The organism is Paenibacillus sp. PSB04, assembly GCF_025809195.1.
Classification (GTDB): Bacteria; Bacillota; Bacilli; order Paenibacillales; family Paenibacillaceae; genus Paenibacillus_AQ; species Paenibacillus_AQ favisporus.
The window spans coordinates 2,254,758-2,278,892 of sequence record NZ_CP081301.1 but is presented as its reverse complement, the minus strand read 5'-3'; the positions used below and the strand labels follow the sequence as shown (position 1 = coordinate 2,278,892).

The following is a 24,135-nucleotide window of genomic DNA, read 5'->3' as shown; positions in this document are numbered from 1 at the left end:
ACTCGTTGGAGTCCGGTTGTGTGATCTTTGGGGCCCGACCTGAATTGGAGTGAAAACCTTTTGGAATTGTTAAAATGGATACATTTGATGTTCGAGCAGTACGGCTACCTCGTGCTTTTTCTCGGACTGGCTTTGGAATTTATCGCCCTCCCCTTTCCCGGAGAAACGACGATGGCCTATGCAGGCTTCCTGTCCTACGACGGCATGCTTCATTACGGGTGGCTGCTGATTATTGCATTTGCCGGAACGACCCTGGGGATGACCATTACATACTTTATCGGCCTCAAGGCAGGCCTCCCTTTTCTCCAGCGCTACGGCAAATGGTTCCTGCTCTCCGAGCATAAACTTGAACGGGCCAGCCGCTGGTTTAACAAATACGGGCAAAGCCTGGTCTTTATCGGATACTTCATCCCCGGCGTCCGCCATTTTACCGGCTACTTCGCCGGCATGATTGCCCTGCCCTTCCGCAAGTTTGCGCTGTTCGCCTACAGCGGAGCGCTGGTTTGGGTCTTGTTGTTTATCAGCATCGGCAAAATATTCGGGCCGCAGTGGAAGTTCGCTTTTCACCTGGTGGAAAAGTACTCCTTCTGGATCGTCGGCGCTGTCATTATCGCTGCTGTCGGGTTTCTTGTCTACCGTTACCGCAAAAAAATGCGCTCGCTGCTGTCCAAACTGCATGTCAGCTGACATGCCGGGCAGTGAACGGCCACGGCAAGGAAGCGATCAGCTCCGTCCAGTGACGTCTTCCTCTCCCGTTCCCACAAATAAAAAAAGACGCACGCTGCATGAAATGCAGTGCGCGTCTTTCTTTTACATCCTAAAAATATAAGTTCATTAACCCTCCGCGTTTGCGGTGCTGACGCTTTGTCCTTGAAGCTCGTTCTTGAGCTCGGTGTGCGGCTTCGTTCTCTTAATAAAGAAAGCGAGAGCCAGCGCGGCAACACTCAGCCAAGTGGCCACGATGAACGCATAGTTAATGCCGTGAACCATCGAATCGGCGGTCAGCTTCGCCATAGCGGCTTTGTCGGCCGGATTGACTGTACCCCCGGCAAGAACGTCCTTGACATGACTCTTCGTTTCATTGGTCATGACTGTCACCAGGATCGCCGTACCGATCGAGCCCGAAATCGTACGCAGCGTGTTGGACATCGCCGTACCGTGGGCGTTCATGTTCCGCGGCAGCTGGTTGAGACCGGCGGTCTGAATCGGCATCATCAGCATCGACATACCGAACATCCGAATCGTGTAAATGACGATCAGATGGGTGTACGATGTTTCAACCGTCAAACGGCTGAATTCATAAGTCATGATCACCGTGATGATCAAGCCGACGACGGCCAGCCATCTTGCGCCGATTTTATCAAAGACCGCGCCGGTAATCGGCGACATGATCCCCATCAGAATCGCGCCGGGCAGCATCATGAGGCCCGACTCGAGCGGCGTGAAGCCGCGGATGTTCTGCAGGAAGATCGGCATCAGGATCATGCCCGCGTACATCGCCATCGTGATAATGACGTTAATGATCGTCGTCAGCGTAAACATGTTGTATTTAAAAATCCGGAACTCGAGCATCGGAATCTTGGATACGAGCTGGCGCCATACAAAGAGGATCAGACCTACCGCACCAACAATCAGCGTGGAAATAACGGTCGCGCTTCCCCATCCGTCGGTACCCGCGTCACTGAAGCCATAGAGCAGGCCGCCGAAGCCGATGGTCGACAGAACCACCGACAGGAAGTCGAATTTCGGTTTGGTCACGCTCGTTACGTTCTTCAAGAAAAATACGCCGATTAACGTGGCGATGATCGCTACCGGCAGGATGATGTAGAACAGAACCCGCCAGGAGTGATGTTCAACGATGTACCCCGACAACGTCGGTCCGATAGCCGGAGCCAGGATCATGGCGATCCCCATCATGCCCATCGCAGAGCCCCGTTTTTCGATCGGGAAAATGTTCAGGAACACGACGGTCATCAGCGGCATCAGAATGCCTGCGCCAGCCGCCTGAATGACGCGTCCGGCCATAAGTATCCCAAAATTGGGTGATATCGCGCATATCAGCGTTCCCAGCGAAAACATCGTCATCGCCGAAATAAACAGCTGGCGGGTTGTAAACCGTGCGATCAAAAATGCCGATACTGGAATCAATACGCCGTTAACCAGCATGAAGCCGGTCGTAAGCCATTGGCCTGTCGTCGGCTGAATGCCCAAATCATCCATAATTTTGGGCAGGGCAATATTCATCAAGGTCTGATTCAAAAATGCCACGAATGCGCCGAGGAGCAGTGCGGCAATGATCGGCCCTTTCCGGATATGCTCCATTGATTGAGCTTGACTGCTATTCATAATTTCTTTCTCTCTCTCCCTTTTGGCTGAAAATCTGAATAATTTGCTGGTGTGTCGCTAGTAAATGGCTTCTGTCCTCCTGTTTGATCTGTAAAAGAGGCAGCAGGCAGCCCATGCTGACTTGCTCGGTCTGCTGTCTAAGTTCATCTCCCTTCTCAGTTATCCGCAGCGCGATCGACCGCCGGTCCGACTGGAGCCGTCTGCGTTCAACGAGCCCGGCCTTGACGAGCCGATGGACAACCCCGCTGGTGGCGCTGTTCCCCATAAGAATTAAATCTGCCAGCTCGGAGAGTCCGATGTCCGGATGCTCGCGGAGCGTGTGCAGGACAAGATATTGAATCCAGGTGGTCTCAAGAGCATCGGCATGCTTCCAGAAGATTTGGTAAAACGTGAGATTGACCTGGCGAAAAGAGTACAACAGTTCGAGAATTTCTTCTTGAGGACCCAAAATCATTCTTCACCCTGTTTCTATTTCCATCTCTTAATATTTCGCATACGAATTATTTTAAAACCAACATGTTTACGTGTCAATAAAAACATAAGAATAAATTTACATATATTTTTGCATTTCATTTTCAAAAATATCCATGAAATTTACCGGAATCGCTTTCATTAGAAGAGCGGTACCCGGAGCGGCTGCAGACCAAAACTGGGCCCCCGAACCATTCCGGGCAGCCCAGCTCCTATTCAATGCTTTACTTCCTATAGTTATGATCATGCGTTTTAATATTTGTACGGCGAGCTACATAAAATTAAAGGACTGACACGACGTCGCCGGCATGGCCCGCCACCCGGAGCTTCCGCCATTCCTTGATGAGCCTTCCCTCTTCATCGATCAGGAACGTCGAACGGACGACACCCCAGAACTCGCGCCCGTACATTTTCTTCAGCTGCCATACGCCGTACATTTCGCTCACATTGTGGTCCTTGTCAGACAGCAAAGGAAACGGCAGGCTGTATTTTTCGGCAAATTTGCCATGGGATTTAAGCTCGTCCGGGCTGATCCCGAGCACGACCGCGCCTTTCGCTTCAATCTGAGGAAGTGCGTCGCGGAAATCGCAGGCTTCCTGCGTGCACGCGGGTGTATTGTCCTTCGGGTAAAAATACAGCACCACCTTGCGTCCCCTAAAGCTGCTGAGGGTGATCTCCTCCCCTGTAGAAGCCGGAAGGGTAAAATCGGGAACCATGTCTCCAACTGCAAATTGTGTCATATGTATCACTTTCTCCTTTCAGAGGCCAAGCACTGCATCTATATAAATTGAACACTTTCGTTCATTTTATCTTGGTGAAATGCTTTCCAGAATGTAAAATTGATTGTATTGTCAAAAAAAATTATAATAAATGAATCCTTACTCTACAAATGTCTGAACATGTCGAAGACAAGCACTCTCCTTCAACAGGATAGCGAAAGGAAGAAAAGGAATGACTCCAAGGAAAAAAACAATATTATGGATTGTAGCCATTATCGTATTAGCCATCATCGGTTATGCGGTCTATTATTTCGCATCGATTTATAATGGCCTGCAGGGATTGCAGAAGTCCGCTGAAAACTCTCCTTTTAAATCGGTTACCCCCGTCGAAGTCAAAGTTCCCGATCCTCCCAAATGGGAAGGCACCGAACCGGTCAACATCCTGCTGATGGGCGTGGACGCCCGCGGCATCAAGGAAGGTGAAGTTCCCAGGTCTGACAGCATGATGGTCGCCTCCCTGGATCCCGTCAAGAAGCGCATCAATGTCTTTTCGATCCTCCGCGATACGTACACCGACATTCCCGAACACGGCCAAGACCGCATCAATACAGCGATTACCCATGGACCGAATACGGCAATGAAGGCGGTCGGCGATCTGCTTGGCATTCCTATCCAGTATTATGTCTATACGGACTTTCAAGGATTCATCAAGCTGGTGGACGCCGTCGGCGGCGTAGATTTTTACGTGGAGAAGGATATGTATTATCCGAGCAACGCAGACAACCATGAATACGATATCGACCTGAAAAAGGGCCAGCAGCATCTCGACGGCACAACGGCTTTGCAGTACGTCCGTTTCCGTCATGACGCAACATCGGACTTCACGCGGACGGAGCGGCAACGGGCCTTCCTGAAGGCGGTCGCCCAAAAAATGCAGTCCACGACGTCCATCATGAAGCTGCCGAACATTTTGGAGCAGGTCAGCCCATATATAGATACGAACCTGTCCGTCAATGACATGTGGAAGCTGGCTACGGTCGGTTACCAGAGTCAAATGGCCGGCAGCGAGCAAATTCCGCCGATGAAGCTGCTGAAAGAGGAAAAGATCGGCAGTGCTTCCGTCCTGACCGTTTCCAGCGAAAGCAAGCTGAAGCAGTATATCCAGGACATTATGAACAAGCCGGAGACGGTGCCGGTATCCAGCGAAGGCAAAACAGGCACCCCAACCAATACCAATTCAACAACCTCCGGAGAGACCGGGGAGAACGGCAGTACGGGCAGCAGCAACTAGGCTGCCCGCCTGCTTTTTATTTGAGAAAGGAAGTTATCCGTCATGAATCGAACACGTTCCGAACAATTATATCAGGAAGCACTGCAGCACATCGTCGGCGGCGTCAACAGCCCCTCCCGCTCGTTTAAGGCGGTTGGCGGCGGGGCGCCCGTCTTTATGAAGCGGGCGAACGGAGCCTACTTCTGGGATGAGGACGACAACCGTTATATCGACTACCTCGCCGCTTACGGCCCGATCATTACCGGGCACGCCCACCCGCATATCACGGAAGCCATTACGCGTGCCGCTCAGAACGGCACCTTGTACGGAACGCCGACGCAGCTCGAAATTCAGCTCGCCCGGATGCTGAAGGAAGCGATCCCGTCGATGGACAAGGTCCGCTTCGTCAACTCCGGCACCGAGGCCGTCATGACGACGATCCGCGTCGCGCGTGCCTACACGAAGCGCAACAAGATCATCAAGTTCGCCGGATGCTATCACGGCCATTCGGACCTCGTGCTCGTGGCAGCCGGTTCGGGCCCTTCCACGCTCGGCATCCCAGACAGCGCCGGCATCCCGACGAGCATTGCGCACGAGGTCATTACCGTGCCTTATAATGACCTCGACGCCCTTCAGGCGGCGCTGGCCAAATGGGGCGACGACGTGGCGGCCGTCATGGTCGAGCCGATCGTCGGCAACTTCGGCATGGTTATGCCGAAGGAGGGCTTCCTCGAGGGCCTCTGCCGCATGGCTCGTGACAACGGCTCCCTCGTCATCTATGACGAGGTGATCACCGCCTTCCGCTTCCACTACGGCAGCACGCAGACCTTTGCGGGCCTGCAGAACCATGACGCGATCCGGCCGGATCTGACCGCTCTCGGCAAAATCATCGGCGGCGGGCTGCCGATCGGAGCCTACGGCGGCTCCAAAGAAGTGATGGAGCAGGTCGCGCCGCTCGGCCCAGCCTACCAGGCCGGCACGATGGCGGGCAACCCGGCCTCCATCTCGGCGGGCATCGCCTGCCTTGAAGTGCTTCAAAGCGAGGGCGTCTATGAAGAGATGGACCGTCTCGCTGCGAAGCTCGCGGACGGACTGCAGGCGTCGGCCGGCCGGTACGGCGTGCCGCTGACGATCAACCGCATCCGCGGCTCGCTGTCCACGCATTTCTGCGACCATCCGGTGACTAACTACGACGAAGCGCAGGATACGGACGGTGAAGCTTTCGCCGCCTTCTTCCGCGCCATGCTAAACCGTAATATCAATCTCGCGCCGTCCAAATACGAGGCCTGGTTCCTGACCACGGCCCATACTGAAGCGGACATCGACGCGACGCTGGAAGCGGCAGAAGCCTCCTTCAAGGAGATCAGCAAGTAAAAGAGGATCCGGGGATTATTGGAATCCACCCCGATTATAACGAAAAACCCTGCCTGCGGCTGTTATGCCGTGGACAGGGTCTTTTTTTGTATTTATGATAAGTACCTCTAAGCTAACATCTGGCCACAATCCCGGCCGTCCGCTTCCTTACTGCTGAGGCTTGATCTCATCGAAAAATTTGGTTTGCACCAGTTTGGCCGCGTCGTCCAGCTGCTTCTTGGAATCCGTGTCTTTCTTCGAGAACAGCTCCTGTACGACGTTGGACATCGCGCCATAGTAATCCTGGGTGCCGTACTGGGCTTCAGGCTTGCCGTCCAACAGTCCGAACAGGTTTGGATCGTACTTGTACACGTTGTCGTACTTGTCGTAAATCGCGGCCACCTTTTTGCCGTACTCCGAATCGTCCTTGAAGTAGTTCAGTGGTGCCGGCACGAAATATTTATTGTTGGCCTTACGCTCCTGAATGTTGCCTTCGAGCGCTTCCAGCCCTTTATCCGTAAAGTAGTCGAACGTGATGTAGCGGAACGCCATTTCCTGCTCATCCTTGGTGGCGTTCGGATTAATGACGAGATAGTTGCCGCCGAGAATCCCGTAATGCTTGCCGCCTTTCTCGGCCGCCGGCATCGGATAGGCCAGCACGTTCTCCGGCTTCAGCCCGCCCTGGTTGAGCGCGGCGTCAATGACGTCATACGCGCCTGCGATGACCATCGCCGTCCGTCCCTGCTGGAACGCGTTCAGGGCATCGCTCCAGCCAAGAGCCCAATCCTTCGGAATGGCGTTGGCTTCCCATCTCAGCTTTTTATAGAAATCGAGCGCCTTCACGCCGGCATCCGAATTGAACACCGCCGTATATTTCCCGTTCTCCACCTTCTGAATTTCCCCGCCCGCTTCGAACAGGAAGTTCGTCCAGTTCCATCCGGCTTCATTGCCTTTCCCCATCGGTGCAATGCCGGAGATGCCCTTCTTCACATCAGCCGCGCCTTTGGCCGTGTTGTACATATCGTCCCACGTCCAGTCCAAGGGCGGCACCGGAACCTGCTTGGCGTCAAGCAGCGCTTTGTTGATCATGGTCGACGTGATATATCCGTTCTGGGTGACGCCGTAGACCTTGCCGTCCACCATGAACTGGTTTTGCAGCAGCGGATTCATTTCGTCCTTGTATTCCCACTTGTTGTACAGGTCCGAAATGTCCGCGACCCAGCCGCGTTCCACCAGCATCTGCGCTTCGGTCGCAAACGTGTTGTAGAACGTCGGGGCTTCGTTCGAAGCCATTTTGATGCCGATTTCGTTGACGCTGTACTGCCAGTCATCCTTCACGATCGTCACGTTCGGGTATTTTTCGGTGAACCGTTTGATCTTGTCGTCTTCCTGCGCCCGCAGATCTTTTTGGTCCGGGAGCGGGTAGTGGATCTTGATCGTGATTTTCTTCTGGGTAATATCGTCCTCCGATTTCCCCGCATCCGTCGTCGCCGTCGTTCCCCCAGATCCGGATCCCTCGGACCCGCCGCCCTGATTGTCGCCGCCGGCCGTTCTGCCGCCGCCGCTGCAAGCCGCAAGCACCGAGGCCGACAGCAGGAGGCACATCAGCACCATGGAAAACTTACGCATTGAAACTCCCCTTTTCGTCAAATGGTATGGTTTACCCTCTCATCATAAGAGAGGATGGTTCATCAATCGATGTGTAATCGTATGCCCTTCATGTGCATGCCTACGATGTTGGCCGGTCAGCCTTTGACCGCCGACAAACTGACGCTCCGCATAATGAACCTCTGGAACACGAGGAACACGAAGATCGGCGGGATCATGACCATGAACAAAATCGTGAATTTGATATTGTTGTCCATGCTCCGCGCATTGATAACGTATTTGTAGATCGCCGTGGCCAGCGTATACTTCTCCTCGCTGTGCATCACGAGCGACGGCCAGAACCAATCGTTCCATGCCGTGGAAAAGATAAAGATGGCCAGCGTGGCGAAGATCGGCACGGACAAAGGAACGGCGATCCTGACGTAGCTTGTGAGCTCGGACGCTCCGTCGATACGGGCCGCTTCGAAGATCTCCGGATGAATGCCGTCGAAGAAATTTTTCATCAGCAGAAAATAGTAGGCGCTCGCTCCAGCCGGCAGCCAGAACGCCCAGTACGTATTGAGCAGGCCCAGCTCCTTCAAATTCACGAAGTTCGGAATGATATAGCTCGACGCCGGGATAAACAAGGTCATCAGGATGAAAAAGTAGATTCCCCTGCGGAACGGCACATTCAGCTTCGAGATGCTGAACGAGGCCAAGCCCAGCACCAGCACAGTCATCAGCAGATTGCCGACGAAGATCAAGATGGTGTTCTTCAAAAACATCGGCAGATTGATATAGTCCCAGCCTTCCGAGAAATTGTCCCAATTCCACGTTTGCGGAAAGAAATGCGGCGGGAACGAGTTCACTTCCTGGTTCGTCTTCAGACCGTTAAACATCGTCATCAGAATCGGGTACAGCATCGTGACGACCATCACCGCGATGCCAAGCACCATGATGCCGTACACCACTTTGTTTAGCGGCTTCCTCAAATCGGAAGAAGAAAGGATTCCTCTGTCATGCTGGCTCATCTAGTAATCCTCCTTGTTCATCTTGAATTGAAGCAGTCCGAGCAGGCTGAGTACGATAAACATCAGCATGCCCAGCGCCGTCGCCGAGCCGTAATCCAGCTGGTTGAACGCGTACTTCACGATAAGCAGCGCATAAGTCAGCGTCGTGTTGTTCGGTCCCCCGTCCAGCAGGGCGAGCTGGGATTGGTAGGCTTGGGACGTCCCGATGATTTGCAGGATAAACATCAGCACGATCAGATTCCGTATGGAAGGGATCGTAATGTAGCGGATCCGGTTCCATACGCCGGCCCCATCGATCTCGGCGGCTTCATACCAGTCTCTCGGAATGCTGAGCACGCCGGCCAAATAGATCAGCATCGCCGATCCGAACTGCTGCCACGTCTCCATGAACACGATCGAGATCATGGACCAGCGCCCGTCGGAGATAAAGGACACCGGTTCCACACCGAAGCTGCTGAGCAGCCCATTGATCGGACCGACCGGGTCATACATCCACCGCCACATGCCGTACAGCACCACACCCGGTACGACAAATGGCAGGTAAGCGGCAATCCGGGCAAAGCCCTGAAAAAAACGCAGCTCCGAAATCGCAATCGATGCCACGATCGGCACCCAGAAGCCGATGATGACCGTTAAAAACATGTAATACAGCGTATTTTTAACGGCTGTCCATACATCGGGATCGTGCAGCACCCTGGCGTAATTATCGAAACCGACAAAGGTGTTGCCTTTGACGAAATCAATCGTAAAGAAGCTGTACACCGCTCCTTTGATAATCGGCACCCACAAAAACAAAATGAAAATGACAATGGCCGGCAGGATGAACAGGTATCCCCAAAGATGCTTTTTCCACCTGCTCGTTCGTCTGCCCGCCGGCTCGCTCTTCGCTTCCGGCTTTAACATAGCTGTAGCGGGTTCCCCCATCTGTCTCCCTCTTTCCTCTAATGTTTCTTAAGGATCATTGTAGAAAATCGGGCTGCCCGCGCACATGTCTAGTTCTATGGAAATGATAGCTGTTCTTACTTCTTCATCTCGCTCGGGCTCATGCCGAAATACTTTTTGAATATTTTGCTGAAATGCTCCGGCGACTCGTACCCCACCCGCTCGGCGATTTCATAGCGGCGCAGGTCCGTGTTCTGAAGCAGGTGGCGGCTCTCCTCCATCCGCAGCTTGATGACGTACTCCCACAGGTTATGCCCGGTAATTTTCTTAAACAGGTAGCTCAAATAGTTCGGACTGACATGGTTCTTCTTCGCCACCTCGTGAATGGTCAGCCCCTTCTGGTTGTAGTTCTCTTCGATATAGCGCCTCGTGCTCTCCACAATCCGGTTACTCTGCGTCGACAGCTCTTCTGCAGACGGATCTTCAGCGTAGTTATGCCAATTGAAGTCCCCGTAATAAAAAACGTGGTAGTCCGGGTAGTGCCGGCTCCACAGCATCGCTTTATCGGCCTGGCGGCCGAGTACGGAAAGAAAAGGAATGCCCTTCAGGATCTGGCTGATGGCGACTGTACATTCCAGCTTCAAATATTTGCGGATATGATGGTACACGCTCCGGCCGGCCATTTCGAGCTGGCTGAGCTTGTTCTCGCCGGTTTCGGCATTCGCCGCCTCGCTCCACTGGATAATCGCATGGATGTCGTCATCCGGCGAGTAAAACAGAAGCGCATCCCATTCCTGATCGAGCAGTTCCTTCATAATATTGAGCGAGGCATACCGGAGAAGTCGCCGATCCCTGTCGGTATAGGAAGGACTGCCGGAGGAAAGGTCCAGCCTCATTTTCATGACGGCAAAATACGGACCCTTCAGCCCAAGCGCCCCATATTCACTGCCCGCATCAAGATCCCCCGATTCGTGGCCCGCTTCTTCCGACAGCAGCCGGTTCAGAAGCTCGCTCTTGTAGGGCTTGGGTTCCTCCATGCGAAAATCCTCTTGCGTGGCTGTCAAAAGCTCATTCACCTGCGGTATCCGTTTATCCATCTTGAGCAGCACGCTCCCGACGGAGTCCAGAAACTGCTCGCTGTTCAGCGGCTTCAGCAAATAGTCCTTGGCTCCGAGCCGAATCGCACTTTGCGCGTACTGGAACGTTTCATGCGCTGAAATAATAATCGTCTGCACCCACGGCTTGATGATTTTCGCCTGGTGCATCAGCTCGATTCCGTTCATCTCCCCCATCTGAATATCGGTGACGAGCAGGTCGACCTCCTCCATCCGGACGATATCGAGCGCCTCATGGCCGCTGCCCGCCGTGTAGACTTGACCGATGTCGAGGCCCGATGTGCTCAGCAGCCCGGCTAATCCCTTGCAGATGAGCGGCTCGTCGTCGACGACCAAAATATTGAACATGGATGCTCCCCCTTGTATGTACTTTGTAAATATTTGTTTATCCCCTGTTTGTCATGAACCGCCTGCCGTTTCGACGGGAAGCGTGATCGTGACCAGCGTCCCCCCGCCCGGGCGAACGCTGTAGACAAGGCCGTACTCCTTGCCGTAGTGAAGCTGTATCCGCTGATGGATGTTCCGGACCCCGTAACCGGCCGCAGGATCGTCTGTTTCACTGTTTAAGTTCCGGTTGATGGCTTCGATGTCCACCGGTTTATAGCCGTTATCGGAGATGCGAATGCGCAGGATGCCCCCGGACGCCTCCGCTTCGATGCGGATTTCGCCGTCCTCGCCCATATTTTTAATGCCATGAATGATTCCGTTTTCGATCAAAGGCTGCAGCGTAATTTTCGGAATGCTGAACGGGTGCAGCGATTCCGGGACGTTGATGTCCACCTGGAACACATAATCGTATCGGTTCTGCTGCAGCTTGATATAGGCGGTCGCATGCTCCAGCTCCTCCCCGAGCGTAATCAGCTCCCTCCCGCGGCTCAGGCTGATTTTCATCAGCTTAGACAGGTCCTTGATCATCTCGGCCGACACGTGGTTGCCTTCCATCTTGCTTTTCCAGTAGATGCTCTCCAGCGTGTTGTACAGTAAATGCGGGTTGATCTGCTGGTACAACAGCGACAGCTGCGCTTCCTTTTGCTTTAAGTCCATGTCGTATTTGTAATGAATCAGATCGTTCAGGCGCCGGGCCATTTCGTAAATGGTGGAGATCAGCACGCTGACCTCGTCGTTACGCTTCCGGTGCGGCGTTTCGGGCACGGCATTCCCCGGCTCATAACGCCGGACGAAGGTAACCAGCTTCTGCAGCGGGGTCATCAAGGACCGCCAGAAATATAAAATGATGATCAGACCGGCGGCGAAATACGCGACCGAGATGATCTGGATGACATGCTTCATTTCGTCCTGCTGCTGCAAAAGCGCTTTGACCGGCACTTTGTACACCAGCTTCTGCTGGAGCACATAGTTATAATCCACAACATAGATAAAATCCTTTGTAATGACGTCCTTAACGCCCATGGGCGAATTCCCCGGCTCTACTTCGGGAGGAAGGCTGAGCACGCCCTCGGCATCCGGCTGGGTAGAGGTCAGAATGTGATTGTTCCAATCGGTAAAATACAACTCGCCTTCCGGCAGCGACACGGTCTTCAACGATTCGCCGATCCGCGCGTCGACGTTCGTTACCATCAGCACGCCGATCGTACCGCCCTGATCAATGTTGTTGATTGCGCGGACATAGCCGAGCGTCTTCTGGTCATACTGCCCCTTCGCTGGCGGGGATAAATGATCGGTGAGCCGCAAATAGCCGTTCCCTTTACGGGCTACCGCCTCATCAAACCATTCCGGCTTCTCGGCCTCGTTCGAAAAGAAATAAACCCCGGACTTTTTGGACTCCGGATAATAAGGGGCAAAAAAGTAATGGTTGCCGGGATCGTACACGTACAGCGAATAGTACAGCGGCTCGCGCTCATCGCTCTCCTGCGAGTACGAGCTCAGCATGCGCTCCAGCTTCTCGTAGGTTTTCACCCGCTGCAGCACCGTGTCTTTCCCCGTCGTATCCAGCTGCTGGACCACCGAATTCTGAAACACCGTCGCCGTCACCTTGTTAACGGTTTCAATATCGCGGCTGATCAGTTTGAAATTTTGCTTGTTCAGCTCTATATAAGCATTGGTTACATGGCGTTTTAAAATCTGGCCCGCCCTGTTGTTGCCGTACCCGTTCAGAATAAACACGGGAATGACGAGAACCAGAAACAGCAGGATCATCTGCTGCCTGACGTTCATTCTCGCCAGCGGATTGCGGATCCCCCGCTTCATCAGTCATAACACCTCCGGCTTTCCTTCAATATACCAACAATAAAAATGGGGAAGTATGTGCGTTTCTACGACAATCATTCGCGATTGTAAGATATGCCCCAGTAGACAGGCCCATGGGCGATTAGTCCTAGTGTAATTTATTTTCGACGGCTTGCCAGTAAAATTTTACGGCAGCGTTATTGGCGGGCCGCGGCGGTGGAATAACGACGGGATGACAACGGAATAGCAAAAGGTTAACCACGGTGTCGTGACCGAATAGCACCGGGATTACAATGGGAGTGCAACGGGATGGGAGCGGAACAGCAAAAGGTTAGCAACGGTGTCGTGATCGAAATAGCACCGGGATTGCAACGGAATAACGGCAGATGCCCTCTTTCCTTCCTCGAAAAAATGAGCTACAATAATTCAAATCCATTTTCACGATGATGAAGAAGAGTACGCGCGAATTGCGGCCTCACAGAGAACCGGCGGGTGGTGCAAGCCGGTGGCGGCGCGCGCGGAAGTGGGCTTCGGAGTGCCCCGTCTGAACAGGAACGCTTCCCCAAAGAAGCGGACAGTAGGATGGGCGGCTGGTCCCCACCGTTAACCGGGGCAGGGTATCGAGGAAGGCATACGCAATTTCTTTTCGTTTAGCGCCGAAATCCGTACCTGTTGAGCAGGGCTGCATCCCTAGAGGATGGCGGCCAATCAAGGTGGCACCGCGGGCTAGAGCCCCGTCCTTGGATAGATCTCCGTCTGGAAATTTTTCAGCATGGAGATCCCAAGGGCGGGGCTTTTTTGGCGTTGAAATGCGCATGGGGACTGGAGACTTGTCTTGAGCTTGACCTAAGGAAGGCATGAGCTTAAGACCCAATCCCGAGCGTGGTATCGGCGTCTATCGCCGGTCCTTCTGCCCGATCAACTTAAGCAAAACTGTATGACTGAAGGAGGTGATGGCCATGGATGACGGCTGGTGGTGGCGTCCCGGGAAGACCGGGTTACTAGACATGATCGCAAATGAAGTCCCGTATACAAAACAATTTCAATTCAGGAGGAATAACCATGACAATTTCAACAAACTCACAACCCAAGGACATTGTCCTCACCGGAGACCGGACGACCGGCAAGCTGCATCTGGGCCATTACGTCGGCAGCCTGAAGAACCGGGTGCAGCTTCAGCAGCAGTACGAAACCTATATCATGCTGGCGGATGTGCAGGCGCTGACCACCCATTTTCATACGCCGGAAATGCTGGCCGGAAGCGTGCGGCAGGTGGCGCTGGACTATTTGTCGGTAGGCATTGATCCCGACCAGGCGACGTTGTTCGTGCAGTCGATGATCCCCGAGATCGCCGAGCTGACGGTGTTTTATTCGATGTTCGTGTCAGTCAGCTCGCTGCGCCACAACCCGACGATCAAGAGCGAAGCGGCCGAGCGCGGATACGAGGATCTGTACTACGGTTTCCTCGGATACCCGGTCAGCCAGGCGGCGGACATCACCTTCTGCAAAGCCACCCTGGTTCCCGCCGGCGATGACCAGATCCCCCATATCGAGCAGACGCGCAAAATCGTCCGGCGCTTTAACGAGCTGTACGCCCCCGTCCTGGTGGAACCGCAAATTATCGTGGGTGAGCGGCTGGATGGGCTCGACGGTTCGAGTAAAATGAGCAAAAGCCTCGGCAACGCCATCTCCCTCGATTCCACCACAGACGAGGTCCGCAGCCGGATTCGCAAGGCCCCAACCGATCCGGCGCGCGTGCACAAAACCGATCCCGGTCATCCGGAGGATTGCACGATTTACGGGTATCACCGGATTTTTCGCCCGGAGGACTGCGGCAATATTCATGACATGTGTACCCGGGGCACGCTCGGCTGTGCCGCCTGCAAAGCTAAAATCACCGGTGCGATCGAAGAGGTGCTGGAGCCGATCCGCGAACGCCGCGCCCGGTATGAACAGCGTCCCGGCGACATCGACGACATCCTGATGGCAGGTACCACCAAAGCCCGCGAGGCCGCGCGCCAAACGATGGGCGAAGTGCGGGAGGCTATGGGGATCAACTATTTTGCCCGGAGATAAAATAGCAATAAAAATGGGCTGCCCGGAACCCTCCGGTTAGCCCATAGGAGAATATCCGTCCAAGGTGATACGGCAGAAGCCGTTTCTTGGGCGGTTTTTTTGATTGGTAATAGCGAAGCGGCACACTTTAAAAGCTCTGGACCAAGAAGTCCCGAAATTCGCGCGCAGCTTGGGATAAATAGCGCTCCTTTTGCCATGCGATTTGGTAAGTACGCCGGCAGACCGGTTCCTCGATCCGCAGCACATGAAACGAAAATCCGATCCGGTCTACCAGCGTCTCAGGGATAAAGGCGATGCCTACCCCCGCCCGGATAAAATGGCCAACGGCCGAATGCTCATCCACCTCGCACACAATATCCGGCGCAAACCCGGCCTGCCTGCAAAACTGATCCGTCATTTTCCGAAATGGATTGCTGCTCTGGATGCAAATAAAAGCCTCCCCCGCTGCCTCGCTTAACCGGATGCTGCTGCGGCCCGCAAACCGGTGTGACGAAGGTACCGCCAGCAAAATTTCTTCCGTCAAAAAGGAAATTCCCTCGATGCCCGGCTGCTCGATCGGTGGGAACGTGATGCACAGGTCCAGCTCCCCGCTCAACAGCTTATCCCGCTTCTCCTGCTCTCCCGCCTGGGAAATTTGCAGCCGGATTCCCGGATGCATCCCCAGAAAATCTCCGATCCGGTCGGAGAAGCATTTATGCGTGGTCGTCGCCAGATTCACCCTGCCCTTCTCCGCTCCCGCCAGATCTTCGAGTTCCCTTTTCCCGTCTTCCAGGGCGTTCAGCGCGGTCTCCACCCTGCGCAAATATGCCCGGCCGAAGGCGTTCAGCTGGATCTGCCGCCCCTTCCGGTCAAACAGCGGCACGCCCAGGTCCTCTTCCAGCCGTGAAATCGTCTTGCTGAGGGCAGGCTGGGCAATGCGCAGCTCCTCCGCCGCCCGGGTCATGTGCTCAAGTTCGGCAACTTTGCGAAAATATTGAAGCTGCAGCAGTTCCATCGAAATCCCTCCTTATATACCAAAGGTTATTAATAAATAGCATTATATATATTTTTTATTATTTATGATCGATTATAGAATAAATACAGGCCGAAGGCGAGAGAGGCTGCTCAAACTCACCGCAGGAGGCATGAAATAAAAGCTCTGATATTACTATATTCAATGACCGAAAGGATGATCGATAGCATGACAGAACAACAGACAATGAAAGCGGCGGTGATCCGCGCGTTCGGTCCGCCGGACGTACTGCATACGGCGGATGTGCCGCTCCCCTTACCCGGCCCTGATGAAGTCAGGGTTCGCGTAAAAGCGGCCGGCGTTCAACCGTTCGACCTGGCCGTCCGGGAAAGGGGATGGGTCCCGACTGGTCTAAGCATCCGGTTTCCGCAAATTCTCGGCAATGACTTCGCCGGAACGATCGAGCAGGCTGGAGACCACGTAACGGACTTCGCGGCTGGCGATGACGTGATCGGCTGGGCTCTGCTGGCCAGCTACGCCGAATACGTCGTCGTTCCCGCCAGCCAAATCGTACGTAAGCCGCCGGGCATCCCTTGGACAGAAGCCGGGGCGCTCGCAGCTTCGGGGCAAACCGCCCACACCGCCCTGCAGGAGCTTCGCGTCAGCGAGGGCGATACCGTCCTGATCCATGGCGCCGCCGGCGGGGTCGGCACCATGGCCGTCCAGCTTGCCCGCGCCTTGGGCGCCACGGTTATCGGGACCGCCAGCGAGCGGAACCACGACTACCTGCGCACACTGGGGGCCATCCCCGTCGCCTATGGCCCCGGCCTTGGCGATCGGGTGCGTGCCTTGGCTCCCGGCGGCGTCGATGCGGCCCTCGACGCTGCCGGGAGGGATGCGCTCCGCGTGTCCGTGGACCTCGTCCCGGACAGGGAGCGCATCGGCACGATCGTGGACGGCGAGCTTGCAGCGGAGCTCGGCGTCCGCATGATCCGCAGCCAGCGCTCGGCCGCGCGGCTGGCCGAGCTGGCGGAGCTCTGCGCCGCGGGCAAGCTGAAGGTCCACGTCCGCAGGACCTTCCCGCTGGAAGAGGCCGCCGCGGCGCATCACGAGCTGGCCAGCGGGCATGGCCAAGGCAAGATCGTGCTAGTGATCGGGTAAGGGAGGCTCCTGTTGGAGTCCCCGCCGTTCGCAGCAGACTCGGCCGGCGTTGCCCGGCTGTCCGGCCAATTGGGGTATCCGTCGCATGGGCGTGGGCCAGAGGGTGGTTGGCCGGTGAATCGGTTGGGCGAGGTTAAAGGCCTATGCGCAGATCGGTGTGCATTAGAAGAGAGTAGAAGCGAGTTTTGAGATTACGAGGTGGCAGCAGATGCGATAGCTGATGTGTAGGGGCTCCAGTCGGCTCGCCTTCACAGGTGCCCCCCTTCCCCGATTCCAGCGGGGCTGGCCGGATTCATGCTGGAGAAGCGGCAGCGGCCGCCTTTGTGAGCGAATTTCTTCCTCATCGTCCATTCCCAGAAATTCGCGAGCAACAGCGGCCGGAAGCATGAGCCGGACGCGTAGCGGGCTTACAGGATGGCTTCGGAGCGATGGCATGGATCAGAGATGTGGGCGTCGGAGAAATCCCACCAGAGGTCCGAGCGCCGGAGCCCCGGCCTTCACAGCTTCGAAGTGATGCTCTCCCTGCCATAATTAGGTGCCTTAGCGCAGCAGGCATAGCTACCTCCACTTCCCCGATTTCAGCGGAGCGGCCGGATTCATGCTGGAGAAGCGGCAGCGGCCGCCTTTGTGAGCGAATTTCTTCCTCATCGTCCATTCCCAGAAATTCGCGAGCAACAGCGGTCGGAAGCATGAGCCGGACGCGCAGCGGGCTTGCAAGAAGACTTCGGAGCGACACAACCAGAGGCTAAGCCTCGAAGCGCAATAAACAAGGGCTCCCCCATCACCAGGGAAGCCCTTCTCGTGCTTATTATGGATTGATAAATGCCGTTCTCAGCTTCGCCACGTACTGGACGTCGAAGCCGAGGCCTTGCGCCAGCGCTGCCAGCGGTACGTACGTCTTCGATTCCTTGCCAACCTTGTTCAGGAACGCCGGTGCGCCGACGGCGACCGGTTGGCCGTTCACCTTCACGGAGCTGGCACCGATCGTGATCACGACTGTGTTGCCCGCGTAACTGATCGTCGCGCTGGACGTCTTGCTGTCCCACTTGGAGGTGGCGCTGACCGCGTTCACGATGTCTTGGATGGCCACGAAATTCGCGCCGTTCTTGATGACCGGCTTGTAAGGCGTATTCAGCTCCTTGCCGCCAACGATGATGCCCATCGGCGCGCCCGCCTCGTGAACAACCAGCTTGGTGTAGCCGCCCCAGATCACTTCGGAGAAGACTTTGGCCATCGCCTCATACCCCATCTGGTTCGGGTGGATGTCCCGATCCGCGATGATATGCGTCATCGTGCCCTCGCCGCCGACGAACTCCTTGGCCACATGGGCCACCTTGACATTGACGCCCTGCGACTGATAGGAGGCCGCCATCTTGTCAATGACGTCCGTAAAAGCCTGGGCTGCCTGCCCCAGCTTCGGATACAGCGCCTTGTCGGCGATTTCCGGCATCGGCTGGTACTGGTCGGCGACCACGATCAGCGCGTCCGGATTCAAGCCGTGCAGGTCGTCCAGCACGACCTTCATGCTGTCCGAGTACAGTTTGAACAGCTCCTGTACGCGGTCGGACAGCTGCTGGTCCGTCATTTGGCTCCCGGTCTCAAGCAGCTGGGACATGTCGTTGCCGCCGATCGTGATCGTAATGGCGTCCGCGTCCTTCACGGCCGCTTGGGTCTGTGGAGCCGCTGCGCCGATCTGGGCGGTCCGGGGATCCGGCAGGTTCGGTTGAATCGCCTCGGCACCGATCGGCTGTCCAGCTGTGACGGCTTCCACAAAGTTTTGGAGCCCTTGGCTCTTCAGCCCGGCAATCCCCACGTTCAGCGTTTCCGTCCGGCCGTGAAGCAGCCCCTGCTCCTGCAGGCGGTCCACAAAACCGTAAGGAACGTCCTTCTCTCCCTTGCCGGGCTCATAGCCGACGGTTAACGAATCGCCGAAGGCGACGATCCGGTAGGGCTCTTTCGCCGCCGCTTGCGGTGAAGAAGCGGGTGCCGCTCCCGCCGCGCTCAGCACCAGGGCCGAAGACAGCAGCGCAGCGGACAGCGAGCCTATGTACTTGCGAACAGTTCGAAGCATGTGATCACTCCTTATTCAATGGAACAAGCCTCCGGCAGGACGCCAAAGGCTTGCTTGCTAACTTCAGTTTACCACCATTTACCGGTTTGGGGGATTAGTTTTTCCCCGAAATGGCGGCATGCGATTCCCGGTATTCCGTCGGGGTTTGGCCCGTGGCCTTTTTAAAAACCTGAGTAAAATATTTCGGATCCTGATACCCCACCAGCGGCGCGATTTGATACACTTTTACGCTCGTATGGCTCAGCATGTACTTGGCTTTGTCCATCCGGCACTCCGTTAAATACTCAAGGAATGTATAGCCCGACACCTGCTTGAACAAGGTGCAGAAATGGCTGATGCTCAGGTCTGCGACTTCCGCAACCTCCTCGATGCTGAGATCTTGATGATAATGGTTCGAGATATACTGCTTCGCCTTTTCAACCACGGTTGGCCCGTCTTCACGCTGCTGGCTTTTCAGGTGATCCGTCAGCTGCACCGCAAACGCTTCTTTAAGCAGAGCGATCGCGTCATGCAGGCTTCCCTGGTCATGCAGCTCATGAATCAGGCCGTCCAGGCGCCAATCCATCGGCGGATTTCCCTGCTCCAGCTGGCGGCACAGGACGATCGTCAGCTCGATGAGCAGCCGCTCGGCTCCCTCCTTCGGATAGGCCTGTTCTTCCAGATATCCCTTCAGCTCATCCCAGCATGCGTTCAGGAGCCCCGTATCGAGCGTCCGGATGGCGTCCAGCAGCTGTGATTCCAGATGCTTCGGATATTTTAAATCCGGATGCCCGGCCATATCCTTATGTTCCGTATCGGCAAACACACCCTCCTGCTCGGAGTAAAAGCGCTGGTACAGCGCCCGGGCTGCCCCGTCATAGGCTCGGCTCAGCTGATGGATTCCCCGGGTCGTCCGGCTGAGGCCCACCGAGCACTTCAGCTTGGAATACGTACGGATCCGGTCGATCAGGTCGTGGCCAAGCGTGATTTTCCGCGGCTGCAGCGCATCGGGGAACAGCACGATCCATTCTCCGCTGTGAAAAGGAAATACCGCCAGGCAGCCGTACTGCTGCGACCACTCCTCCAAAATGTTGCGGACCGCAAACAGCCACAGCCGCTTTTCGGCCATCGACCACCGTTCGGTCAGCTGATGGTAATGATCCAGCTGCACAACGGCCATAAAGTAGTCCTCATCCAGTTCGTGGCTCTCCAGCCAATCCAGCGGTCCGCGCGGACGGTCGTTGCCCTCGATCCATTCCGCGTACATCCGCTCGCGGGCCATCACGGACAGCACCTGAACCGAGTGCAGCAGTCTGTCGTCGGCCCGCTGCGCGTCCAGCCGGGCAGCGGCCCGCTTCAGCATCTCTGTCAATTCGTCGTGATCGATGGGCTTCAGCAGATAGTCGAAAGCCCCCTGCCGAAGCGCCTCCCTGGCATATTCAAATTCGCCATAACCGCTGATCACGATGAAAATGCGTCCAGGGTTCTCCGTAAGCACTTCCTTCATCAGCGTAATGCCATCCATGCCGGGCATGCGGATATCGCTGATGATGATGTCCGGCGCATGCTCCCGGATCAAATCGAGAGCCCCTTCCCCGTTCTTCGCCACCCCGGCCACCTCGATGCCCAGCTCCTCCCAAGGGATGGCAGCCTTCAGACTCCGCAGAATAATCGGTTCGTCATCCACCAATATGGCTGTGTAATGCCGGCCTGAACCTTCCACTTCCTATCCCTCCTTTCATTTCACTGCCGTGCTGCGCCTCAGATTCCAGTACTGCTGTGAGGAGACGTCCAGCTCCTGCAATGCGTCTCCTGCCGAAATGCCTCCGTGAATCATCTCTGCGATGACCGCCAGAAACGATTTGTTCACTTCCGGGGACAGCATATTGTCATAAGGAACGAAGGTTTGCGGATCCTGCTCCATTAAGGCGGTCACCTGCGGAAAAACCGGTCCGGTCCGCTCGGCATCAAAAGGAATACGCATGGACGGAATCCGCAGGCCCTCGTACACAATCCGTTCCTGCACTTCGGTCGTGTACAAGCTCTTCATCAGCTCCAAGGCCGCCTTTTTTTGCGCTTCGCTTAAATTGGAAGACAAGCCGATTCCGATCGTATAGCCTCCCGCAAGCGACTTGGAGCCGCCGAGCTCAAGGGACGGGAACGGAATCGCCTTGATATCGTTCTGAAAATCAGCCGGCGCCCGCTCATTATGAAACAGCGTAATGTCCCAGTTGCCGTTTAAATACATGCCCGCTTTGCCATGGCTGAACAGATCAATCGCTTCTTCGGTCGAGATATCGTTGGGATGGGGGCCGAATGCCCCCTTTTCCGCCCAGGCCTCGATCTGGTTAAATGCCTTCAGATAAGCCGCATTTTGAAAAGCGCTGCCGCTGTTTCCCTCGACGAGGTTTTCGATCATTTGCGGATTGCCGTAGCGGTCCATTAAATAATGGGCAAAAATAGCCGCCGGCCAGCGCTCCTCGTTGCCGAGGGCAAACGGGATATAACCGCTTTGCTGCAGCACATCCACCGCTTCGTTTAACTCGCTTAACGTTTCCGGAATGGCGATCCCGAGCTTGCGGAACAGCGCGGCGTTCACATACAGCGGCTCGGCGTTGCCTTCAATCGGCAGGCCGTAGACATGGCGGTCGAAGGTCCACAGCTTCAAATCTTTAAATTCGTTCCCCAGGTGGTTACCTTTCACGAACTCTGTCAAATCGAGCAGCCGGTTCGACCTGACGTACGGTTCGATTTCGGCGCCGCCGAACAGGACGAACATGTCCGGAGGTGTTCCGGTCACCATCTCGCTCTTGAGCTTCTGCTCCCGGTGGATCGTTTGATCCATCCCGTCGAAGTTGACCTTGACGTTGGGATGGGCCTCCTCAAAATCGCGCACGACATCTTCAAAAATGTTCAGCATCGGCCGGTCATGCTCGCTGATCCAAAAATGCCGGAAGGTCAGCGTGACCTTATCGGTGGCGTCCTCCTCGATCGGCTCATGGTTGGCATGCGCCACAACGACGACCGTGCCGGTCAGTACGACCGCATAGAGGAGCACCCAGCCCCAGCTTCGCAGTTTTCTTCTTAACATCCGTTTTTCTCCTCCCCTGACGCACCGGTCCTATGGCATAATCTTCGGCACCCGGATCCGGACGACCGATCCGCCGCCGGGAGAGGAGCATATGAGAATGCCGTAATAGCCTCCGAACCGAATCCGCAGTCGTTCATGGACGTTTTTCAGGCCCACGCCGCTGTCATGGTACTTTTTCGATCCGGCGGACTCCTTGTTCCAAATACGAAGCAGCGATTCCGGGTCAAAGCCCGGCCCGTTGTCCGTCACGTCGATGACGATGTCCCGGCCGGCTTCAATGGCCTGGATGCGGATATATCCTTTGTCCTCCATCGGCTCAATGGCGTGGTACAAAGCGTTTTCAACAATCGGCTGTACGATCAGCTTCTGGGTCATATACGATCGCAGCGTCTCGGGAATGTCGATTTCATAGTCGAACCGGTCTTCGAACCGGTATTTCTGAATGTTCAAGTAATGGCGCACATGCTCGAATTCCATATACAGGGGAATAAGCTCCTGGTTCTCGCTGATGCTGATCCGCAGCAGCTTGCCGAGGGAAATGACCATTTTGCTGATATCCCTGTTCCCGGCCAGCACCGCCATCGAGTTGATCGACTCCAGCGAATTGTAAATAAAATGGGGGTTGATCTGGGCCACCAGCGCCTGCAGCTCGGCTTCCTTCTTACGGGTCTGCTCCGTCTCGACCTGCTGGATCAGCTCCTGGATCTGCGAGCTCATCCGATTAAAGCCGTCGATCAGCAGATCGGTTTCATCATCGCTTTGCGTATGGGATGTGATCGGCACGAAGATGCCCTGCTTAACCCGCTTCATGCCGTTTACGGCGCTGATCAGGCTGCGGACCAGCCTGCGGATAAAAAATTGGTCGAACCAAAGTGCCGACAGCAAAGAAAACAGGCCTAAAATAATGGCAATATTCCGAATGGAAACGGATTCAGAACGAATCAGCTTCAGCGGCGTCACCGCAACCAGATACCACTGTTCGTTGTGGGACGGCAAAAAGGTAATGAGCGATTTTTCATGATGAAAGGAATCTACGTAATAGTCCTTCGTCTTGGTGAACGTGTCTGACAGAAAAGGAAAAGAAATGTTCTCCCCGATCCGGTCTCCGGATTTGTTAAATACGACGCTGCCCTCTTTGTTCACCAGCAGAATGTCCCCGTTCTTCAGCGTCGCGGCTTCCCAGAATACCTGATCCAAAATATCCGGCTTCACATAGATGACCAGATAGCCGATCGTCTCCAGCGAGTAGTAGTCTTTGATGACGCGGGCATGAATCATGACGGGACGGCCCGCTGCCGCCGAACCGTTCTCCCCCGGCCCGGACCATACCGGGCGCCCTTCGGCGCCCAGCATGGACGCATACCAGGTTTGCCGCTTCAAATCGCCGAATGACATCGGCGCATTGTATTGATAAATCAATTGGCTGGTGGAGTACAGGCTGAACGAAGTAATCATCGGGTGGTTGATCAGCAAATTGTTGATCTCCTGCTTGCGGTCGTACGTCACACTTACGTCCGGATTTTTCAGAAACTGCTGAATGACCGGCTGGGTAATCGCCGCATTGGAGACGGAGTTGATCTCATTCAAGGCGAACTTGAGCTTGCGGTCCGTCTCCAGCAGCGAAATCCAGTAGAAATTGTTCGACTTCTTCTCCATGGCACTGGAAAAGTTGTAATAGGTGACCACGCCCATGATGATGACCGGTATGAACACCAGAAGAATAATAGCCAGTAATATTTTGCGGCGGAGCTTCATGGCACTTGGGTCCTCCTGCCTCCTGCTTCTATGTCTTTAGATCTATTCATTCTTCATGGCATGAAATAATTCCTTCGTGTCTGGCAGAT

General features: G+C 55.2%; 18 protein-coding genes and 1 other annotated feature. Of the genes, 5 read left to right on the top strand and 13 right to left on the bottom strand.

Going from position 1 to position 24,135, the window contains the following annotated elements:
* Positions 1-60 precede the first annotated feature (60 nt).
* The gene (locus K2F33_RS10695; RefSeq protein ID WP_076175754.1) at positions 61-687 is read left to right on the top strand and encodes a DedA family protein; all 627 of its coding nucleotides are present in this window, start codon (positions 61-63) and stop codon (positions 685-687) included.
* Positions 688-834: 147 nt separating this feature from the next.
* Here K2F33_RS10695 and K2F33_RS10690 read toward each other — a convergent pair whose 3' ends face one another.
* The 3 genes from K2F33_RS10690 to bcp form a co-directional block, all read right to left on the bottom strand.
* Positions 835-2,346 (bottom strand): DHA2 family efflux MFS transporter permease subunit, encoded by a 1,512-nt coding sequence (locus K2F33_RS10690; RefSeq protein WP_076175756.1) that lies wholly within the window; start codon positions 2,344-2,346, stop codon positions 835-837.
* Complete coding sequence (locus tag K2F33_RS10685; protein ID WP_263881625.1) at positions 2,339-2,794, bottom strand: MarR family winged helix-turn-helix transcriptional regulator; 456 nt, start codon at positions 2,792-2,794, stop codon at positions 2,339-2,341. Before K2F33_RS10685 ends, K2F33_RS10690 begins: the two co-directional genes overlap by 8 nt.
* 304 nt (positions 2,795-3,098) lie before the next feature.
* The gene (gene bcp, locus K2F33_RS10680) at positions 3,099-3,557 is read right to left on the bottom strand and encodes a thioredoxin-dependent thiol peroxidase (protein WP_263881624.1); all 459 of its coding nucleotides are present in this window, start codon (positions 3,555-3,557) and stop codon (positions 3,099-3,101) included.
* Positions 3,558-3,768: 211 nt separating this feature from the next.
* Here bcp and K2F33_RS10675 point away from each other — a divergent pair, with 211 nt between their 5' ends.
* The gene (locus tag K2F33_RS10675) at positions 3,769-4,827 is read left to right on the top strand and encodes an LCP family protein (protein WP_263881623.1); all 1,059 of its coding nucleotides are present in this window, start codon (positions 3,769-3,771) and stop codon (positions 4,825-4,827) included.
* A 42-nt stretch (positions 4,828-4,869) separates the two neighbouring features.
* Positions 4,870-6,180, top strand: a complete 1,311-nt coding sequence (locus tag K2F33_RS10670; protein WP_263881622.1) for a glutamate-1-semialdehyde 2,1-aminomutase — start codon at positions 4,870-4,872, stop codon at positions 6,178-6,180.
* A gap of 147 nt (positions 6,181-6,327) precedes the next feature.
* Here K2F33_RS10670 and K2F33_RS10665 read toward each other — a convergent pair whose 3' ends face one another.
* The 5 genes from K2F33_RS10665 to K2F33_RS10645 form a co-directional block, all read right to left on the bottom strand.
* Positions 6,328-7,788, bottom strand: coding sequence for an ABC transporter substrate-binding protein (locus tag K2F33_RS10665; RefSeq protein ID WP_263881620.1), 1,461 nt, complete (start codon positions 7,786-7,788; stop codon positions 6,328-6,330).
* Between the two features lie 116 nt (positions 7,789-7,904).
* On the bottom strand, positions 7,905-8,777 hold the full coding sequence (locus tag K2F33_RS10660) for a carbohydrate ABC transporter permease (protein ID WP_094600071.1): 873 nt from the start codon (positions 8,775-8,777) through the stop codon (positions 7,905-7,907).
* Positions 8,778-9,680, bottom strand: coding sequence for a carbohydrate ABC transporter permease (locus K2F33_RS10655; RefSeq protein WP_240913475.1), 903 nt, complete (start codon positions 9,678-9,680; stop codon positions 8,778-8,780).
* Positions 9,681-9,796: 116 nt separating this feature from the next.
* Positions 9,797-11,122 (bottom strand): response regulator transcription factor, encoded by a 1,326-nt coding sequence (locus K2F33_RS10650; RefSeq protein WP_263881619.1) that lies wholly within the window; start codon positions 11,120-11,122, stop codon positions 9,797-9,799.
* 51 nt (positions 11,123-11,173) lie between these two features.
* Positions 11,174-12,982, bottom strand: coding sequence for a sensor histidine kinase (locus K2F33_RS10645; RefSeq protein WP_212969851.1), 1,809 nt, complete (start codon positions 12,980-12,982; stop codon positions 11,174-11,176).
* 413 nt (positions 12,983-13,395) lie between these two features.
* Positions 13,396-13,706, top strand: a binding site (T-box leader).
* A 317-nt stretch (positions 13,707-14,023) separates the two neighbouring features.
* On the opposite strand from K2F33_RS10645, the gene trpS reads away from it, so the two are divergent.
* Positions 14,024-15,037 carry a tryptophan--tRNA ligase gene (trpS, locus tag K2F33_RS10640; protein ID WP_263881617.1) on the top strand — a complete coding sequence of 338 codons (1,014 nt, stop codon included), beginning with the start codon at positions 14,024-14,026 and terminating at the stop codon, positions 15,035-15,037.
* A 127-nt stretch (positions 15,038-15,164) separates the two neighbouring features.
* Here trpS and K2F33_RS10635 read toward each other — a convergent pair whose 3' ends face one another.
* Entirely contained in the window at positions 15,165-16,031 is an 867-nt protein-coding gene (locus K2F33_RS10635) for a LysR family transcriptional regulator (RefSeq protein WP_076175781.1), read from the bottom strand.
* 204 nt (positions 16,032-16,235) lie between these two features.
* Between K2F33_RS10635 and K2F33_RS10630 the strand changes: the two genes are divergently transcribed.
* Complete coding sequence (locus K2F33_RS10630) at positions 16,236-17,150, top strand: NADP-dependent oxidoreductase (protein ID WP_263882336.1); 915 nt, start codon at positions 16,236-16,238, stop codon at positions 17,148-17,150.
* 808 nt (positions 17,151-17,958) lie between these two features.
* Here the strand turns inward: K2F33_RS10630 and K2F33_RS10625 are convergent.
* The 4 genes from K2F33_RS10625 to K2F33_RS10610 all read right to left on the bottom strand — a co-directional run bounded on the left by K2F33_RS10625 (position 17,959) and on the right by K2F33_RS10610 (position 24,046).
* Positions 17,959-19,221 (bottom strand): SGNH/GDSL hydrolase family protein, encoded by a 1,263-nt coding sequence (locus K2F33_RS10625; protein WP_263881616.1) that lies wholly within the window; start codon positions 19,219-19,221, stop codon positions 17,959-17,961.
* Positions 19,222-19,315: 94 nt separating this feature from the next.
* A complete protein-coding gene (locus tag K2F33_RS10620) occupies positions 19,316-20,923 on the bottom strand; it encodes a response regulator transcription factor (RefSeq protein ID WP_263881615.1) in 1,608 nt (535 codons plus the stop codon).
* 15 nt (positions 20,924-20,938) lie between these two features.
* A complete protein-coding gene (locus K2F33_RS10615) occupies positions 20,939-22,291 on the bottom strand; it encodes an ABC transporter substrate-binding protein (protein ID WP_263881614.1) in 1,353 nt (450 codons plus the stop codon).
* A 30-nt stretch (positions 22,292-22,321) separates the two neighbouring features.
* On the bottom strand, positions 22,322-24,046 hold the full coding sequence (locus K2F33_RS10610; protein ID WP_263881613.1) for a sensor histidine kinase: 1,725 nt from the start codon (positions 24,044-24,046) through the stop codon (positions 22,322-22,324).
* Positions 24,047-24,135: the final 89 nt, after the last annotated feature.

Coding starts and splice junctions, on each gene's coding strand:
- K2F33_RS10690 (WP_076175756.1), bottom strand. CDS start 2,346: ATGAATAGCAGTCAAGCTCAATCAATGGAGCATATCCGGAAAGGGCCG.
- bcp (WP_263881624.1), bottom strand. CDS start 3,557: ATGACACAATTTGCAGTTGGAGACATGGTTCCCGATTTTACCCTTCCG.
- K2F33_RS10675 (WP_263881623.1), top strand. CDS start 3,769: ATGACTCCAAGGAAAAAAACAATATTATGGATTGTAGCCATTATCGTA.
- K2F33_RS10670 (WP_263881622.1), top strand. CDS start 4,870: ATGAATCGAACACGTTCCGAACAATTATATCAGGAAGCACTGCAGCAC.
- K2F33_RS10665 (WP_263881620.1), bottom strand. CDS start 7,788: ATGCGTAAGTTTTCCATGGTGCTGATGTGCCTCCTGCTGTCGGCCTCG.
- K2F33_RS10660 (WP_094600071.1), bottom strand. CDS start 8,777: ATGAGCCAGCATGACAGAGGAATCCTTTCTTCTTCCGATTTGAGGAAG.
- K2F33_RS10655 (WP_240913475.1), bottom strand. CDS start 9,680: ATGTTAAAGCCGGAAGCGAAGAGCGAGCCGGCGGGCAGACGAACGAGC.
- K2F33_RS10650 (WP_263881619.1), bottom strand. CDS start 11,122: ATGTTCAATATTTTGGTCGTCGACGACGAGCCGCTCATCTGCAAGGGA.
- K2F33_RS10645 (WP_212969851.1), bottom strand. CDS start 12,982: ATGAAGCGGGGGATCCGCAATCCGCTGGCGAGAATGAACGTCAGGCAG.
- trpS (WP_263881617.1), top strand. CDS start 14,024: ATGACAATTTCAACAAACTCACAACCCAAGGACATTGTCCTCACCGGA.
- K2F33_RS10635 (WP_076175781.1), bottom strand. CDS start 16,031: ATGGAACTGCTGCAGCTTCAATATTTTCGCAAAGTTGCCGAACTTGAG.
- K2F33_RS10630 (WP_263882336.1), top strand. CDS start 16,236: ATGAAAGCGGCGGTGATCCGCGCGTTCGGTCCGCCGGACGTACTGCAT.
- K2F33_RS10625 (WP_263881616.1), bottom strand. CDS start 19,221: ATGCTTCGAACTGTTCGCAAGTACATAGGCTCGCTGTCCGCTGCGCTG.
- K2F33_RS10615 (WP_263881614.1), bottom strand. CDS start 22,291: ATGTTAAGAAGAAAACTGCGAAGCTGGGGCTGGGTGCTCCTCTATGCG.
- K2F33_RS10610 (WP_263881613.1), bottom strand. CDS start 24,046: ATGAAGCTCCGCCGCAAAATATTACTGGCTATTATTCTTCTGGTGTTC.